The sequence below is a fragment of the Enteractinococcus helveticum genome, from assembly GCF_020742345.1.
GTDB lineage: Bacteria > Actinomycetota > Actinomycetes > Actinomycetales > Micrococcaceae > Yaniella > Yaniella helvetica_A.
In genome coordinates this window covers 70,748-88,190 of the sequence record NZ_DYXC01000072.1, presented here as the reverse complement: position 1 = coordinate 88,190, position 17,443 = coordinate 70,748, and the positions used below count along the sequence as shown (strand labels likewise).

Sequence of the window (17,443 nt, the reverse complement as noted above, 5' to 3'; positions counted from 1 at the left end):
TTTTCAACCCGTCGCTACAGTAACGTGGAGTGTTATGAGCAACCAAGGTCCAACAAACGGTGATGACCAAGATCCAATGGAGGAGATGTTCCGTCGCATGTTCGGCGACAACGCTCCTGACCCAGAAGAAATCCAACGCGCCATGCAACAGTTTGGTGCCTCCGGCATGCCATTTGATCCCTCAATGATGAATCCACAGATGATGCAAAACATCATGGCGCAGTTCCAGTCCATGATGGCATCCTCGGATGACGATGGCCCGGTGAAATGGGATCTGGCCAAACAAACGGCACGTCAATCCATTGCTGGTCAAGATCCGTCAGTCGGCTCTTTTGCCGCCAAAGAAATTGACGACGCCTTACGGGTGGCCGACGCCTGGCTCGATCATGCCACGACCATTGAAGCCGCTAATGTGCCCATTGTCGCCTGGTCACGCGCTGAATGGGTCGAAGCCACGATGGAAAACTGGCGCGAAATGACCGAACCGGTAGCGGTTTCTTTATCCGAAGCGCTAACCAGGGCAATGACCGAACAACTGCCGGGACAACTTCCAGAAGAATTCCAAGCAGCATTTGGTCAAATGCAACCAATGATGAAGAACCTTGGTGGGTCGATGTTTGGGCTCCAATTAGGCCAGGCCATTGGTGAACTAGCGCAAGAGGTGCTATCCGGTACTGACACCGGCTTCCCAATCGCAGGACAACGTATGGCCATGCTGCCAGTTAACATCGAAGAATTCGGTGACGGCCTATCGGTTGAGGCAGATCAGGTGCGCATCTACCTGGCATTGCGTGAAGCCGCTCGCATGCGGTTATTTGCCAACTCACCATGGCTTGCTCGCGATTTGATGGCCATGGTTCAACAGTATGCCGCCGGTATCAGCATCGATGTCTCGGCTATCGAGGATGCCGTCCAAACGCTTGATCCTATGGATCCTGAATCCATGAATCAGATGTTTTCTGGTTCGATGTTTATCCCCGAGCCCGAAGGGGCTCAAAAGGCTGCCATCGATCAACTTGAAACGCTCTTGGCCCTCATCGAAGGCTGGGTGGATGTGGTTGTGACAGAAGCCGCCAAGCCACTTGAATCAGCTGAAGCATTGCGCGAGATGATCAACCGTCGTCGCGCAGCGGGTGGACCTGCCGAACACGCGTTTGGCTCGTTAGTTGGACTGGATCTTCGGCCACGCCGTCTCCACGACGCTACGAAACTCTGGACAACCATCCAAGAAGCCGAAGGGGTAAAGTACCGCGACGCAATTTGGGAATCACAGCTGTGGTTGCCAACAGACGAAGACCTTGATGATCCAGAGGGCTACATTAAACGACGTGAAACTGCTGACGAGCAGTCTGCCAGTCTCGATGATGACTTGAAGAAATTGCTCGAGGGTGGCTTCGACGATAACTAGTCGTAGGCATTTGGAAACGGCGTATCGTCACCACGGCGTTGAGCAAATGCAACTCCGTCTAAAAAGGCGTCGGCTTCGGCCATTTTAGGATAGCGGCGAGTAAAATCCTGAAATTCCTGGCCGTGGCCGGCGTATTTTAAATGTGCCAATTCGTGGACCAATACCCCGTCAATGACCCACTGGGGCATACCGCGAAGCATGGTCGAAATCCGTATTGCGCCGGTGGTCGCTGTGCATGAACCCCACAGCGTTGTTTGTCTATCGGACCAAACCACCGATGTGGGATGGACTTCTGCCTGGAGCCAGACTCGAGCTAAGTAGACAGCTCGCGCAAACAGCTCCGGGTTTGATTGAAAACGGTTGCTGCGGCGTTGCCGTGCCTTAATTTTTGCTATTAAACTGCGGGCAGAACTCACGATCTCGGAGTCTTTCATGGTCATCGGCACAGACAGCTGAATCATTCCGTCTCGTACCGAGGCAGAAATCGTCTTCCGACGGCGCGATGACGCAATTAAACGAATGGGCTCCCCGTCAATTTCCACCACGGACGCGATGCGACCGCCGGACAACTGCTGGATATTCTCACGTACTAAAGTTGAAATTGTGTTCATGCCCTTCATACTGCAGCACTGATACGGCCCTCGGGCCACAGCAGTGTTTCGATGTGGATATCACTTGTATCCAATCAATATTGTGGAAAACCCACTCAAGAATGTCCACCGGTGGCACATCATGGTAACACCCTGCAACGCTGAGGAGTCACCATGCAAATCAATCCTGGCCTGTCAATCACCTACGTGTCGGAGAGCCATGTTCAACTCGGATCAGGTTTTCGCGCCTTAGAGCTCACCGGGGTGACCAAACCCGTGGCTGATTTCATCGAAGCATTACGCATCGGCATTATTGACGGATACGAATATCATACGGCCCAGCAATGTCAGGTCCCGGAATTTGATTGTCACGTGCTCCTTACAAGACTACGTCCCGTCCTGGTCTCAACACCAACTGAGGAGTTCTTTATCCGAAGCCAAGACCCAGATCATCGAGGTAGTCTGGCAAGCTTACGATGTGTCACTCCCGTATTTTCCCGGGGCAAATTACACGGCTTGGCAGCACAAGACCGGCAACAGTTTCAAGCCCAACGCTACGGTGCATCCTTGCAGATCTTTGGACTAGGACGAACTGGCACGGCGCTGACAAAAATATTGCGGGATGCTGGCATTGGCCACCTCAATGTTTGGGACTCGGCACGAGTAACCTCGGCAGATATCGGCACCGGGCTTGCGGAAGAAGACATCGGACAGGTGCGTTCTTTAGCTGTGACAACCGCCAGTAACCCGAAACTTCAACGCCCAGTAGTTCACCCTACCGGTTGGTTGAAACAGCCAGAACTCTCAACGTTGGCAACGGTGCATATCACATTAGGCGCAGCCCACACCGAAACGATTGCCCAGGCAAAACAGCAGCGACACCCATATCTTGCCGTAGTTATTCGGGACGACGAAATCGACATTGGCCCCTGGGTAGTTCCACAAGCCACAGCTTGTCCGCTGTGTTTAGACGATGCCAGTTCGAATGCGCTACGTGCACAACGTGCCAATGCGCTCTATGAGAATCGCGGTGGTATTGAGACCGTTGCCGGAGCACACCTTGTTGCCGGACTCATAGCGACAGACGTCCTAACCATGGTTGATTCTCAGCATTTACGCCACCAAGTACCCAAAACGAAATACGGTCTGGTCCCTGGGTTACGCCTCAACACATTCACTCGAGTACATCTAGCCCATGGATGGGTGCAGACCTTTACAATTGAGCCGCTGAGAGGATGTTGCGCCGCACTTCACGAACCTAAAATTGCCAGCACATCGGTGCCATAACGTTCCAGTTTTTTGGGGCCGATGCCCGGAAGCTGTCGAAGTTGTTGTAAATCAGTGGGCATCTTTTCAGCGATCGCCACCAATGTGGCATCAGTGAAGACAACAAATGCCGGTACTTTATCTTCGGAGGAAACCGCTTTGCGCCAATCAACAAGTTTGTCGAAAACATCTTGATCGTACGTGGGCGGACAGTTCTCACACCGTCCGATTTTGCGTTCAGCACCGTTCGATAAGACGGTCCCACAGGTACGACATTTCGCGACTCTTGTTCCCCGGACGCGCTTGCGACGCTCGGCTGCTGTACCTGATGACTGCTGCATCGTAGACGTTCTAATCGCCTGGAGGAATCGTGAAGGACGACGGCTTGCCCGGCCTCCTGCAGACCGGGAGAGCGACCAGGACAAATACAACCGTGTTTTTGCACGGGTAATACCCACATAAAATAATCGACGTTCTTCGTCAATGTTCTTGTCATCCGTAGCAAAGCTAATCGGCATGAGTCCCTCAGTCAGTCCGACAAGAAATACCGAGTCCCATTCCAGCCCCTTGGCTGAGTGAATCGATGCCAGCGTCACGCCGTCCATGACAGGAGCATGCTGGTGGGAAGCGCGTTCATCGAGCTCAGCAACGACTACATCTAAGGTGAGATTGTCGCCTCGTGCTTCGGCCAGATCTTCGGCAAGGTTCACGATGGCATTGAGGGACTCCCAACGTTCACGTACCGCTCCCGACTGCTGCGGAGCCGCCGGCGTATACCCCAAGGATGCCAACACATCTTTGATGCGAGCCACCACGTCACGTCCGGCCACTCCCTCAGCAGATTTTGCCGCTGCGCGGAGTTGCAAGATACCATCACGGACTTCTCTCCGGTTGAAAAAGCGTTCAGCACCGCGCACTTGATACGAAACTCCAGCATCACTCAGCACTTGCTCAAAGGTTGCCGACTGCGCATTCGTACGAAATAAGATGGCGATATCCGAGCCTTTATGGCCAGCAGCTAACAGCTGCTGAATCTGTTCAGTGACCCATTCAGCTTCAGCTTGCTCATGGGTGCATTCTGCAAACACAGGAGCTGGGCCCGGATCACGTTGTGACAACAATTCCAAGGGTTCAGGCCATCGCGGCATGCCGGGCCGGTGGGCTTTAGTGCGTTCCAATAGTAACCGATTAGCTAAATCTACGATCTGTGGAGTGGAACGATAATCTCGGATGAGTTTGATCTGAGTCGCGTTGGGAAATTCCTGCCCGAAGTCCAGTAAGTAATCTGCCGTAGCTCCGGTAAAGGAGTAGATAGTTTGCGAGGTATCTCCTACGACACATACGTCATCACGATCGCCCAGCCAGGCTTTTAGCAATCGGTATTGCAATGGGGAGACGTCTTGAAATTCATCCACCAAAAAGATTCGGTATTGCTTACGAACCGCAGCGGCAATACGAGGTTCAGATTCTAAGATACCCACCATGATCAACAGAACATCTTCAAAATCAATTAGGCCCCGATCGGATTTCAGATCCTCGTAGGCTTGAAATAATCGGGTTACCGCGATCACGTCCCAACCGGCTGGCATGGTGCGATGTGTTGATTGTTGGTGATACGTTTGCGGCGTCAACATATTGAATTTTGCCCATTCGATTTCGCCGGCGAGGTCTCGAATGGTGGCTTTATCGGTGCTCATCCGTAACCGTTGGGCCGCTTCAATAATGAGGTTGGTTTTATAGTCGACCAGCCGAGGCATATCACCGCCGACAGCATGCTGCCAGAAGTACTGTAACTGGCTCAGAGCTGCGGCGTGAAAAGTCCTAGCCTGAACTCCATGGGCGCCCAGATCCCGGAGTCGCGAGCGCATTTCTGCGGCAGCCCTTGCAGTGAAGGTCACGGCAAGTATGTTGTACGGGTTGTAGACACCCGTGGCTACCCCGTAAGCAATCCGGTGGGTGATGGCCCGTGTCTTACCGGTCCCCGCACCGGCAAGGATTCGGACCGGGCCACGTAACGCGGTGGCTGCCTGCCGCTGTTCAGTGTCTAGGCCGGCGAGGATGTCTTCTGGAGTCTGCAATCTAATTCTCTAAAGTTCTAGGTTGTGGCAAGGGTCCACCGTACCAGTGGCTCAGCAGGTGGTGGGCGATCGAGGAGGCACCGGGAATGAACATCCGGCCGTTTTCAACCTGGTCGCGTAATTCATCACGAGTAAACCATCGCACTTCTGCTATTTCTTCCTTATCGGCTAAGGCCTGCTCGGGATGGCTGGTATAGCCAATGAATCCCAGCATTAAGGATTGTGGAAAGGGCCATGGTTGAGAGCCCATGTATTTCACACCTTCTACAACGACCTGAGATTCTTCATACACTTCACGCTTGACGGCAGCTTCTAATGATTCTCCGGGCTCTACGAAGCCAGCTAAAGCGGAATAGCGTTTATCTCCCCACGCTTTATTATTGCCTAGCATGGCGCGGTCTTGGGGGTCGGTAATCAACATGATGACGGCGGGATCGGTTCGTGGGAAGTGTTCGGAACCATCTTCTGGGCATACCTGCACCCAACCTGAAGATTTATATTGGGTCTTTGCTCCGCAGCGTGGACAGTATTTATTGACCTTATGCCAGTTCGCTATGGCCACAGCAGACACAAAAATACCGATGTCTCGATCATCGAGCCCGGCGGCGATGTCGAAGACCCCAAGCCATTCGACGTACTCGGGGTGTTCAACGCTGACACCACCGATCTCTGGGTCTTTGAGTGTTGGTGCAGCAGTGTCTGAATTAGCGACCAGTAAGATAATTTCGACATGTTCTGCAGCGGGTTCAACGAATTGACTGTGTTGAGACCGGTGATGAGCCGAACGTCCCAGATACACTGCGTCGTCAGGAAGATCACCCTCGGGTGCTGCAAGCACAATCTGGCCCGAGAAGACTGGGGCTGTTCGACCGTGCAACCATAGAACTCGGGTATTGGGACGTTCCCACAGCTGAGACAATAAGGTCTCGTCATCACGAAGTTCAGTACCCCGATCCACATCGTCACGGGCTAGGGGCAATCGTCCAAGAGCGGGGAGCATGTCCATGGCTTCCAGCTTAGTCGGCAATCGAAGTTTTTCGACTCACCATTGCTGTGCACACCAACCGTGTGCGATCCCGCGTAAGGTAGATGTGATGAAACGTACCGCCATGGAACTAGCAGCACTGGCCTCGGCCGCCATGCCGGGGCTTGACATTGTCCAAGCCGCCGCGTCACCTGACGATCCGCGTGCCTTTGACTCAGCCATCGTGACCGATACGGATAATAATCACTGGCGCGTACGTGCGCCTCGCCACTCTCAGGCTGCTTTCCGCCTAGAGACCGAGATTCAAGTGTTATCTGGGTTTACCCCTGCCATCAGGGCACACCTGCCGTTCCGGGTGCCTTCAGTTGCCGGTGCAGTTCAGATTGATGGACTACGGACCTTCATCTATCACCAAATGCCCGGTGCTCCGGTTGATTTGGCGACAATCACCCGGGCTGAAACACAGACTATTGATGATATCGGCCGGATCATTGCAGCAATTCACAAACTTCCAAGTGCTGTCGTTGAAACTGCCGACTTACCTGCCTACGGAGCCGAACAGTCACGAGCACGGATGCTCTCCGAGCTCGATCAAATGGCGCTCACTGGCAAGGTGCCAGCAGCCTTATTGCGTCGCTGGGAAAATGCCTTTGAAGAACGCCAGATGTGGACGTTCGTACCCCGAGTGGTCCACGGGGATTTTGATGAAACTTCACTGTTGATTGACCGGAACCGAGCCGTAGGAGTTACCGCTTGGACCGATCTGCATATTGGCGATCCGTCCCGTGATTTTATGTGGCTTGCTTCGACAGGGTCCATCGAGTTTCGGGATGCTGTGATCTCGTCCTACCATCGACATATGAATCTGCCCGCAGATCAGGTCGATCTGCACCTGATGCGTCGTGCCGCTTTGGCTGCTGAATTCTCTTTGGGTAAATATCTCATGTCTGCCATCCATGCCTCTGACGACGAAGCCATCGCAGAGGCCCAGTCAATGCTGAAAGATTTGGCCGCTGATATCGACCACACCGGTGGTCACGATATTGGTCAGCAATTTTGGGAGCCGGTTGCCATTGCAGAGCCGATAGGGATCGGTGACGAAGGCGACTCTGGCATCGAGTCAGCAGCTCCGTCCGAGTCCGCGCCGGTCGATACCGTCGGGGAAGAAGAGCACGACGACTCTGATGATGTGCAGCCTGACAATGCCGTTGAGGCAACTGAAACACAAGATACCGCCGCTGATGTTGACCAGATTCCGGAGGACAACGAGGCAGCTGATACCGATGATGACGACCAGATGGAGCCCGACGAAGACTCCCCGAATACTGATGGCCAGGACGATGGAGCTGAACTGGTTGTCCATTCGTTAACTGATGATGGGGAGATCGTTCGTCATGATGGTCCCCAACCTACTGCAGAGGACGACGATACTCAGCCCATATCTTGGAAGGTTGTGCAGGAAAACCTGCACAAAGATTAGTCTTCGTCGCCAAATGCTGCGGCGAGTAATTTCTCCAGTTGGGCTGCACTCGCAAAATCTTGCGGCGTCTTTTCAATTCCGTGAGCTAGGTACACAAATTTTCCAGTGATATTCTCCAGGGGGATGCCATACAGACGTGACCACGCAAGCCGGTAGATTGCCAGCTGGAGGCTACGGTGAGGCATTTCTGCATCGCTTGGTACACGCCCTGTCTTCCAATCCACCAGCTCCCACTGCGCTTCAGGATCAAATTCGATATTTGGGTCTCCCCCGTGACGGAACACTGCGTCAATACGCCCGCGCAGCGTCAGCCCAGCAACAGACGTTTCCACCGCGGCTTCAATCATGACCGGTGTTTTTTCCGCCCAACCTGAGGCTTCGAATTTTTCGCGTAGCTCAGCAAGACCGGTGACTTCATCCCATTCTGCATCCACTAGGATTTCGGTATCTTCAATGTCCAGCATCGGCGTCAGCCCCGGCCGGTTCTTGGTGTAGAAGTGCTCGATCCATTCGTGTACCAGTGTACCTTCTCGTGCAGCAGCAGTCGGACGCTGCGGCATGGGTCGACGAATCTGACGGGCCACCGCATCTGGATTATGTGCCAGTTCAACAAAGCGGCTGGTAGAAATGTGTTCTGGCATCGGGACGTCATGGGTGACCGGCATATTGGCACGGTCCAACACCCAATCAATGCGTTGAGCTAGATCGTTGTCGAGCTGGATGGGCTCCCCGGTGGCATGCCGAACACGCTGCGCGGCACGAGTCAGAACTTGCCTTCGTGGATGGCTTCGATGCACTTGGATGGACGCTTGTGTTGGTTCCGGAAGTCTGCCGTCGTCGCGAGCCTCCACTTGAAAATGCACCGGCCCATCAAGCGGATCGAAAGGCCACTGGGCTACCAGGGCTTTAGCCCTACGCGGGTTTTCTTCCGGGAATTCTTCGGCCCAGTGAGCTTTCTGATTCAGGCCATAATGTTCGTCGTAGGCCACCATCTCTTCCAAAAAGACAGACATGGTTTGAGGACGGCTCGAGGTACCCGCCCAATATGAACCAGAGACCCACAACAGATCTTTGGCACGAGTAAATGCCACATACGCAAGGCGACGTGCTTCTTCCAACTCATGGCGCTGAACTTTTTGTTTGAGGCTCAGCACCTCACGGCCATGAGTTTCGGACAGCTCATCGGCCATCTTCGTTGTGAGTGTGTCAACCCCGGATAGTCCTGCCCACTCGCGGCGGTCACCAGCAAATTGTTGATCCCATGACGGAAGGGTGGCACAGTCTCCCCGTAATGGCCACGGCAGATCCCCTCGACTGGTGCTGGTCCACAGATCCACTTTATTACCGGGGAAAGTATTTTGCGTCAGCCCTGGAACAAATACGGCGTCCCATTCCAACCCCTTGGAAGCGTGCATGGTCATGATTTGCACTGCCCCGGGCTTGGGCTGTTCGGGTGGCATGTCCAGCCCGTCTTCTTCTTCAGCCGCGGTTTCAAGCCACGTGAGGAATGTGATGAGGTCCAAGCTCCGGGTTTGGTCCGCCGAGGCTTGGAAGCTTTCGGCGATGCGCAAAAACTCATCCAAATAGCGTCGTGCTTCAACGGACTGATGACCGGGGCGAACACCGACTTCAACACCTAGACCCGTGATGTTTTCAATATGACGAATCAGGGTTGGGATGGGCAAATGAATTTGGCGCATCAGGTCACTGATCAACAGCCGAACTGCGTGGAGTCGTTGGAAACCATCTTCGCTGAACGTTTGGCCTCGGCTACTGACCCAATTGTCCTTGGGTAAGCGCAGCAAGGCACTGACCATAGAGGGATGATCGATATCTTCAAGCGCTGAGGTGTCTGCATCCAATGGATCATTGCGCGTCTGATATTCCAGGGTTCGTGCGAACTGATTCAGGACCCACAGGTCCTCAGGACCGATGCGCCAGCGAGCATTGGTTAGCAATCGCAGTAGACCATCGGATTCTTGGGGTTCAGCCAAGACTTTCAGGATTGCAACGATCTCGATGACCTCGGGAATCGTCAAGAGTCCGGCGAGACCAACGACCTCATAAGAGATGCTGCGGGCTTCGAGAGCTTCGATAAGGGGATCGAATTGTTTTTTCGTACGGCATAAGATGGCAGCAGTGGTCGTACCGTCGGCGACGTCGAGCTCTTGGATGCGCTTGGCCAGATGGTTGGCTTCTTCATCAGCTGAGCTAAACCAGTTCAGCTCAACAGTTCCGCTTGCCGCCCCCGGTCTGGCTTGGAGTTCAGGGATAACATGGCCGGCGTCAGCTTCTTCACGTAGTGGCTGCGCTACATGGTTAGCCATGTCCAAGATTCCTTGGCTATTCCGCCATGCGGTAGTGAGGACTAGTTGTTGGGCACCAAATTCTTCAACGAATGAAAATAGCTGGCCTGCTGATGCACCACGGAATCCATAAATCGATTGGTTCGGGTCACCAACTGCAGTCACCGAGTGCGATGATTGCGTGCCGTCACCGCGGCCAAACAGGTATGAGAACAGCTTGAGCTGGGCATGCGAGGTGTCTTGGAATTCGTCGAGGAGAACGATCCTATATTTTTCACGCTCAATGGCTCGCACTTCGGGTAACTGGGTGGCGATCAAGGCTGCGTAGCGCACGAGATCACCGTAGTCCATGACATTATTGGTCTTTTTGAGTTCAAGGTAATCGGTGACCATGTCGGCGATTTTGCTACGAAGCTTCAGGCTGGTGAAGATCGAGTTGGTGTTGGCAGTGGATTTACCTTCGGGCAGTCCCTGCCCAAAAGTGAACATTTCTGCCAGAGCCTGTTTGACTTGTCCTGGTTCGACAAGGTGTTCCGCGCAGTCTCCGGCCAGTTTGGCTACTGCTTTTATCGTTGAGGACAATGGCCTGTCACGCACGCCGTCGGCAATACTGGTGGCTAAATCTTCAGAGTCAACATCCGAGAGGTCAATATCGGCATCGTGATCCCGAACGACTTCGGTGATCAGCTGGTGGGTCTCGGCTTCCCCGATAAGTCGAGAATCCGGTTCGACCCCGATGCGTAGGCCATGGTCGGCAACCAAAGTGTTGGCATAGGAATGGTACGTGGTCACGGTGGCTTGACCGATGTCGGTGGTGTCGAAGTCCAGTTCAATGTCTTCACGTGATGCCAACCGTTCAATGGCAGTGTTGATGCGAGTTTCCAGTTCACCGGCTGCTTTGCGGGTGAAGGTCACCCCCAGCACCTCTTCGGGTCGAACATAACCGTTGGCGATTAACCAGATGACTCGGTCGGTCATCGTATGCGTCTTGCCAGAGCCTGCACCCGCCACAACCAATAGCGGGTCCGGTCCAGCCTCAATGATCGCGGTTTGCTCGTCCGTTGGGTACAGGCGTTTGTCTGCGGGCTTGTGGTCCTCGAGCAGATCCGTCAGCTCGCGTGCGGTATAGCGCGGTGCATGTCCCCACGTTAGATCAGCCATTCGGTTACCTGTTGTCCTTCCTTACAGATGGGGCACAGTGTGGTCAGCTTGCAGTCATCAGCATCGTGCACTGTATAGAAGTACGGCCCTTGCACCCAGCGGGCTGCATCGGCAATGTCCTGTTCAGCCCAGGTCATGCCGTCATCTAACGGGGCTTGGGGCTGAATATTGACGGACTTATTCGTTGTGCCAAGCTGAACCAGCGCTGCACCTGCCGGCTGACGACTTGGCACGATATCTTGCAGCGCACCAGCTTTGACCATGGCCTGGTAGACACCCAATTGCGGCAGTCGTGCCAGGCGAGCACCCGTGACCTGGGAGGCACCGGTTTTCAGATCGACGACGTAAGGGCGGCCCTGTGCGTCGACTTCAACCCGATCGATAATACCGTTGAGTTGAACCTGGACCTGGTCAAAGTCCATCTCCACAGTCACACGATGCTCGGTGTCAACGAGTTGGCGGGGGCCAAAGGATTCAGCGGTCTTGCCCCGACCGGTCTGATAACCTACCCGCATACCTGAGACATACTCATAGTAATATTCCAAGGTGCGTTGCGCTTTAGCATACAGGGCATCATATTCCCAGCCGGGGGCAATTCCAGCCTCGGCAGCAAGGACAGGGAATTTTTCTTTGAGTTCAGCAAACATATCGGCCACGGAGGCATCTGGGAACTTCTCAGCGATCGCGTGGATAAAGGTTCCGGTTGCTGCCGCAGGGTGGGTTCCAGCGGTGGAGATTTGATAGATGAACCATTGCAACGGAGATTCAACAGCGGTCTCTACCGTTGATGGTGACAGGCGCACCCGGTTGGGAACACCGTGTTCATCGACACCGTGAATTGGTGCGGTCGTTGATAGGTCGACTAGTCCCCACCAATGGCCTGGTTCAGCGGTGCCAATCCCACCATCGGCTAGTACTGCGAGCGCTTTGGCTGCCTGAGCGCCACGAGATTCCAGCGTTTTTATCTCGACAGGATTGGTAGCGTTCAGGAGGTTTCGTTCGGTCTCTTCTAAAGTCCGGCGCAGATGGATAACCAAGCCGTCAGCCGTGAGTGGGGTCGTTACCGTTGTGTATGGACGTACGGGTTCATCGTCGGTGGGTTTCCACGGGTCAAGACGTTCGATGAACATCGACGGCTGGTGATCCGCGTCAGCAACAGCGGTACCAATCAATCGACGGGAGGCTCGTGATATTGCCGCCGCAAAAGTACGCAGCTCATCGTGACGCACCTGAGCGATGCGCTCGTTAATCGGCTGTTGTCCGGCGGTGCCAGTGACTTCTTCGACAAGCTCTTGGGTATGCAATAGCTGTCCGCGCAATCGCGTATTTGGCCAAATGCCTTCTTGAACTCCAACGATAAACACGGTGTCCCACTCACGTCCCGCGGCTGTCGATGGGGTCAGAACAGCAACACCGGACTGCCCGGCACGCGCCGAGAGGGTATCCATAGGCAGATCTTGTTCTGCTAAATACTGAGTGAAACCAAGTGCGGTTTGTCCCGGGAACTGCACGACATATCGTTCAGCTGCTTCAAAGAGCGCTACGGCCGTATCAAGGTCGCGGTTCGCCCGAACGGATGCGTTTGGATCATCAGATAGTGCCTGCTGTTCCCACACCTCTCCGACATCTGGTAGGGCAGTCTCCCACCCTGCCCACAACACCATTTCAGCAGAAGCCTGCTCTTCAACAGTTGCTTTAACCATGGCAGCCAGCATGCGTCCGATGCGCACTGCCCCGGCTGCATACCGCGGCATGCGCTGATCTGCCTCTAGTCCAAGAAGTTCGACGGCCCGATCAGTATCGGATACCAACAGATCAAGTAGATGTGTGGAATCACGGGTGCCGCCTGCCTCGCGTTCCACTGCCAGAAGACGACGACGCAGGTTGCGCAGCTCCACCGGTGTCGATGTGCCATAGCGTCCGGTGATCAACCAGTGTAAGTCTGCGGGTTCTAGTCCGGTGGCGGTATCTGCCCCGCCATGGGCAACGGCATCCGCTGCTGCGGTGAGCACGAGTAAGGGCGCTGCGGCGGGTTGCTGGTTGAGCATGACTTCGGAAATCGACCGGACTACTGGAATCGCTTCGGTTTCAAGGGCGGTGGCGACCTCAGCAACTTTGGCAGAGGTGCGGGCAAGAACTGCCACGTCTTCAAAAGCAACTCCGTGTCGGTGGTGCAATTCCAAGATCTGTTGGACGATAAATAAGTGTTCTTGAACCGGTGACGCCAATCGGTGAACTGCGACGGCGTCGTCATGAGCTGCCGCGCTGAGATGTGATCGGGCATCCGGCAGACCACCAATGGCGGGGATTCGGCCCACAGTGCGCTGATAGGCGCCGTGCAGTGATGAACCGAGACGGTATCCGTTTTCTAAGGTCACGGTGGTGGCATCAGGGGCTAAGACCTCGGGCCAATTCACTAGGGCTTGTGGGCGGGCACCGCGGAATCCTTGGACGGTGGTGTCTGGGTTGACGGTGATGATGATATCCCGGTTGGCTCCAATACGTTGGATGAGCCGATGGATGGCCGGGGTGGCATCTTGAAAGTCATCGATGATGATGTGTTTGATGCGCTGTATTTCCGTAGCCGCGAAATCGGGGTGAGTTTCCCACAGCTTGACCGCTGCGGTGATCAACCCCGAGGGGTCATAGGCGTCAGCTCCGGATAGGTCCAATACATCGCGATAGTCTTGCAAGATGGTTGCTGCAGCAACCCATTCAGCACGCCCCTTTGTGCGGCCAAGTACTTCGAGGTCTCCGGGTTCTATACCGTATTCAGCACATCGGTCGATCAGTTCGCGTAGTTCGTGGCGCAATCCACGAAGACCCACGGCCTGTTTCAAACTGTCTGGCCATTCGATAGTCAGCTGTGGATCTGTGACGTAGCCTTCGATCAGTTCCGCAATCAGCCGGTCCTGTTCGGCACCGGCCAGCAGGCGCGGAGTGGCACCTTCTGCTTCTCGGATCCTGTGGATCAGGTCAAAAGCATATGAGGAAAATGAGCGTACCGGTGTCTCAGCACGTGAATCAACTGATTCGTAGTTCAGACGTGCCGTGAGATAGTCGCGAAGCTGTGCCGCACCGGTACGAGTATTCGTCAAGAACAAGACCTCGTTGGTAGCAACACCCGAGGTGATCTTTGAGACAGCGTATTCAACTGCCGTGGTGGTTTTTCCGGTGCCCGGCCCACCCAGTACCATCATCGGGCCGTGCCCGGTGGGTTGGTGGACGACTTCCTGCTGGACAGCGTCGAGTATTGGGGCGGGACGGTAGAGGTTTCGAGGCCGAAGCAGTCGCGGAGTTGACACCATGGCTTCCATTGAACCACTTTTCTTACCGAAGGGGTCAACCTTATCCACACGTCGGCTGGCAATCCCCAGACAGTTCAGTTCTGACGTGCAAGCAGGTATTTTGGAAGCATGACGACTGCGGCAAGCATATTATCCATCCCTGGGCCAGATGAACCCTGGCATACCGGGACATTGCTGGGGTTTGATCTAGAAACCACCGGGAAGAATCCGCATACTGCGCGCATCGTCACGGCCTCCATCGTGTTGCTGGATCCTGCAGGCAATGTGCGAGCTCATTCCGAGTGGCTGGTAAATCCCGGAGTGGAAATTCCCGCGGAAGCCGCTGCTGTCCACGGCATTAGCACTGACTACGCTCGTGAGCACGGTATGGACGCCACCACAGGACTAGGGGAAATCGTTGCGACCCTTCAGGATTTTATGTATCAGCGCGTTCCTATCATTGCCTACAACGGGGTCTACGATTTCACTGTGCTCAGTGCGGAAATGGCGCGACGCGACATGGGCGATTTCGCCGCGGTCGGCATCGTTGACCCCTATATCTTGGATAAACACGTCGACACGTACCGCAAAGGCAAACGCACCCTCGAAGCAGTCAGCGAATTCTACGATGTGACGCTTGATCAAGCTCATACCTCCTTGGCGGACTCGGTAGCTGCCGTCCAAGTTGCACAAGCAATCGTCGCCAAATATCCCGGGCAATTGGATGCCCCGCTCGAGACGATTTTCGATCAACAGATTCGGTGGAAAGCGGCTCAGGCAGCCAGTTTCGAACAGTTTTTGCGCCGAAAAAACCCTGATGCTACCGTGTCGCGCGATTGGCCCGTAGAAAAACTTTCGGAACCTGATCCAGTGCTCTAATCTTCTCGAATTCTCTGGCCATATGAAGATACACGATACGTTCAGTTACGCGTAGATGACATCTTAATTAAGGATTCTATTCGCTTCTGCTTCACTGAATGCCCATAATGCTTACAATTTGTTCATTGTGGCGTAAACTCTGAGATGTGAATCACCTTGCTTTCCAGTAATGTGAATCATGGTTTGCGTTGAGACAAAACCTAACGCAATATCAATTGCTTGCATTTACCCTTGAACGGAGATCCCGTATGCAACCCAAACGGATACTCAAATACGTTGCAGCGCTTTCAGTAGCAGCCCTGGCATTGACGGCTTGTGGCGGCGGAGGAGATGATGCCGACAGCGGCACAGCCGAAGGCGACATGATCATCAACGCCCATGGCACCGAACCACAAAACCCGCTGATCCCAACGAACACGAACGAAGTCGGTGGCGGACACATCGTCGATGCGATCTTTGCCGGCCTCGTGTCGTATGCTACCGATGGCTCCACCGAGCTTGAGGTCGCTGAGTCAATCGAATCTGAAGACAATTTGACCTGGACCATCAAGCTCAATGACGGCTGGACCTTCTCAGACGGCACTCCTGTCACGGCAAATTCGTTTGTTGATGCCTGGAACTACGGCGCGAACCCAGACAACGCCCAGCTCAACGCATATTTCTTCAACGCAATTGAAGGCACCGATGACGAGGGCAACAGCACGGACGGTGAAACCCTGAGCGGGCTGGAAGTTATCGATGACCTAACGTTTGAAGTCACCCTCAAGGAGGCGGCAGCAGACTTCCCCGACCGACTTGGCTACTCCGCATATTTCCCACTGCCAGAAGTTGCTTTTGAAGATATGGAAGCCTTCGGCGAAAAACCGGTTTCTAATGGCCCCTATGTCCTGGATGAATGGAACCACGACGTCGAGGCTGTCTTGTCAACCAACCCGGATTACGAAGGCAACCGCACTCCAGAAAATGACGGCCTAACCTTCAAGTTTTACACTGACCCAGATGCTGCCTACACCGATGTCCAGTCTGGCGTTTTGGACATCATGGACCAGGTCCCACCATCTGCTGTCTCAACCTTCCAAGATGATGAGAGCATCCAGGCGTTCACTGAACCCGGCTCGGTCAACGGGACCATCACCATTCCAAGCAGCATGGAACACTTTGGTGAAGATGAAGAAGGCCAGCTCCGTCGTCAGGCCATTTCCATGGCCATTGATCGTGAGGCCATCACTTCCACCATTTTCGATGACACTTACACTCCCTCCACGGATTTCTCTAGCCCGCTGATGCCAGACTTCACCGAAAACATTGAAGGTGCAGAAGTACTGGAGTTCAATGCTGAAGAAGCCAAAGATCTGTGGGCACAAGCCGATGAAATCAGCGAATTTACCGGTTCGTTCCAACTGTCATATAACGCTGACGGTGCCGGCAACCGTGAATGGGTGGAAGCAGTCACCAACCAGATTCGTGAAAACCTCGAAATTGAAGCTGAACCAAATCCGTTTGCCGCCTTCGCCGAATTCCGTGAGCTCATCACCAACCGTGAACTGGATACTGCCTTCCGTACCGGCTGGCAGCCTGATTACCCATCGGTTTACAACTACCTGGGCCCAATCTTTGGAACCGGAGCAGGCGCTAACGACGGCGATTACTCCAACCCTGATTTCGATCAGCTACTGCGCCAAGCAGCTGCCGCTGAAGACGAAGCTACCCGCGCAGAGCACCTTGCAGCAGCGCAGGCCATCCTGATGGAAGATCTGCCTGCCATTCCTCTGTGGAACCGGGATGCTATCGCCATCGCAGCTCAAGGAATCGAAGGTGTGCAGGTTAACTGGCAAAACCAGCCAGATTACCACCTTGTCACCAAATAATTCAGTAGTGACACTATAATTTACAACGATTGAATCATCCCTGTGACCGCCGAAGACTTCGGCGGTCACAGGCTTTGGTTTACAACTTCTAGGTCACCTTATGTACAAGGTGATGCGACAAAAATTCGAGGTACA

10 protein-coding genes are annotated in these 17,443 nt (G+C 54.2%); 5 read left to right on the top strand and 5 right to left on the bottom strand.

Translation table 11 applies throughout. From position 1 onward, the window contains the following. The first annotated feature begins 34 nt into the window (after positions 1-34). Positions 35-1,408: a zinc-dependent metalloprotease gene (locus K8V32_RS06295; protein WP_303904552.1), complete on the top strand. Its 1,374-nt coding sequence runs from the start codon at positions 35-37 to the stop codon at positions 1,406-1,408. Here K8V32_RS06295 and K8V32_RS06290 read toward each other — a convergent pair. Next, positions 1,405-2,019 (bottom strand): M48 metallopeptidase family protein, encoded by a 615-nt coding sequence (locus K8V32_RS06290; protein WP_303904550.1) that lies wholly within the window; start codon positions 2,017-2,019, stop codon positions 1,405-1,407. The genes K8V32_RS06295 and K8V32_RS06290 overlap by 4 nt on opposite strands. A gap of 153 nt (positions 2,020-2,172) precedes the next feature. On the opposite strand from K8V32_RS06290, the gene K8V32_RS06285 reads away from it, so the two are divergent. Beyond that, a complete protein-coding gene (locus K8V32_RS06285) occupies positions 2,173-3,285 on the top strand; it encodes a ubiquitin-activating E1 family protein (protein ID WP_303904547.1) in 1,113 nt (370 codons plus the stop codon). Here the strand turns inward: K8V32_RS06285 and K8V32_RS06280 are convergent. Further along, positions 3,249-5,342 (bottom strand): ATP-dependent DNA helicase UvrD2, encoded by a 2,094-nt coding sequence (locus K8V32_RS06280; protein WP_303904544.1) that lies wholly within the window; start codon positions 5,340-5,342, stop codon positions 3,249-3,251. The genes K8V32_RS06285 and K8V32_RS06280 overlap by 37 nt on opposite strands. A 1-nt stretch (position 5,343) precedes the next feature. Continuing rightward, entirely contained in the window at positions 5,344-6,348 is a 1,005-nt protein-coding gene (gene nudC, locus K8V32_RS06275) for an NAD(+) diphosphatase (protein WP_303904541.1), read from the bottom strand. Positions 6,349-6,436: 88 nt separating this feature from the next. Here nudC and K8V32_RS06270 point away from each other — a divergent pair, with 88 nt between their 5' ends. Then, the gene (locus K8V32_RS06270) at positions 6,437-7,807 is read left to right on the top strand and encodes a phosphotransferase (protein ID WP_303904538.1); all 1,371 of its coding nucleotides are present in this window, start codon (positions 6,437-6,439) and stop codon (positions 7,805-7,807) included. Here the strand turns inward: K8V32_RS06270 and K8V32_RS06265 are convergent. After that, on the bottom strand, positions 7,804-11,274 hold the full coding sequence (locus K8V32_RS06265; RefSeq protein ID WP_303904535.1) for an ATP-dependent helicase: 3,471 nt from the start codon (positions 11,272-11,274) through the stop codon (positions 7,804-7,806). The genes K8V32_RS06270 and K8V32_RS06265 overlap by 4 nt on opposite strands. Beyond that, positions 11,262-14,582, bottom strand: coding sequence for an ATP-dependent DNA helicase (locus K8V32_RS06260; RefSeq protein WP_303904532.1), 3,321 nt, complete (start codon positions 14,580-14,582; stop codon positions 11,262-11,264). The genes K8V32_RS06265 and K8V32_RS06260 overlap by 13 nt, the downstream gene beginning before the upstream one ends. 108 nt (positions 14,583-14,690) lie before the next feature. Between K8V32_RS06260 and K8V32_RS06255 the strand changes: the two genes are divergently transcribed. Continuing rightward, entirely contained in the window at positions 14,691-15,440 is a 750-nt protein-coding gene (locus K8V32_RS06255; RefSeq protein ID WP_303904529.1) for an exonuclease domain-containing protein, read from the top strand. 248 nt (positions 15,441-15,688) lie between these two features. Next, entirely contained in the window at positions 15,689-17,308 is a 1,620-nt protein-coding gene (locus K8V32_RS06250; protein ID WP_303904526.1) for a peptide ABC transporter substrate-binding protein, read from the top strand. The last annotated feature ends 135 nt before the right edge of the window (positions 17,309-17,443 follow it).

What these genes read in the sequence shown, in the direction of transcription:
- K8V32_RS06295 (WP_303904552.1), top strand. Translation starts at nt 35, where the DNA reads ATGAGCAACCAAGGTCCAACAAACGGTGATGACCAAGATCCAATGGAG.
- K8V32_RS06290 (WP_303904550.1), bottom strand. Translation starts at nt 2,019, where the DNA reads ATGAACACAATTTCAACTTTAGTACGTGAGAATATCCAGCAGTTGTCC.
- K8V32_RS06285 (WP_303904547.1), top strand. Translation starts at nt 2,173, where the DNA reads ATGCAAATCAATCCTGGCCTGTCAATCACCTACGTGTCGGAGAGCCAT.
- nudC (WP_303904541.1), bottom strand. Translation starts at nt 6,348, where the DNA reads ATGGACATGCTCCCCGCTCTTGGACGATTGCCCCTAGCCCGTGACGAT.
- K8V32_RS06270 (WP_303904538.1), top strand. Translation starts at nt 6,437, where the DNA reads ATGAAACGTACCGCCATGGAACTAGCAGCACTGGCCTCGGCCGCCATG.
- K8V32_RS06265 (WP_303904535.1), bottom strand. Translation starts at nt 11,274, where the DNA reads ATGGCTGATCTAACGTGGGGACATGCACCGCGCTATACCGCACGCGAG.
- K8V32_RS06260 (WP_303904532.1), bottom strand. Translation starts at nt 14,582, where the DNA reads ATGGTGTCAACTCCGCGACTGCTTCGGCCTCGAAACCTCTACCGTCCC.
- K8V32_RS06255 (WP_303904529.1), top strand. Translation starts at nt 14,691, where the DNA reads ATGACGACTGCGGCAAGCATATTATCCATCCCTGGGCCAGATGAACCC.
- K8V32_RS06250 (WP_303904526.1), top strand. Translation starts at nt 15,689, where the DNA reads ATGCAACCCAAACGGATACTCAAATACGTTGCAGCGCTTTCAGTAGCA.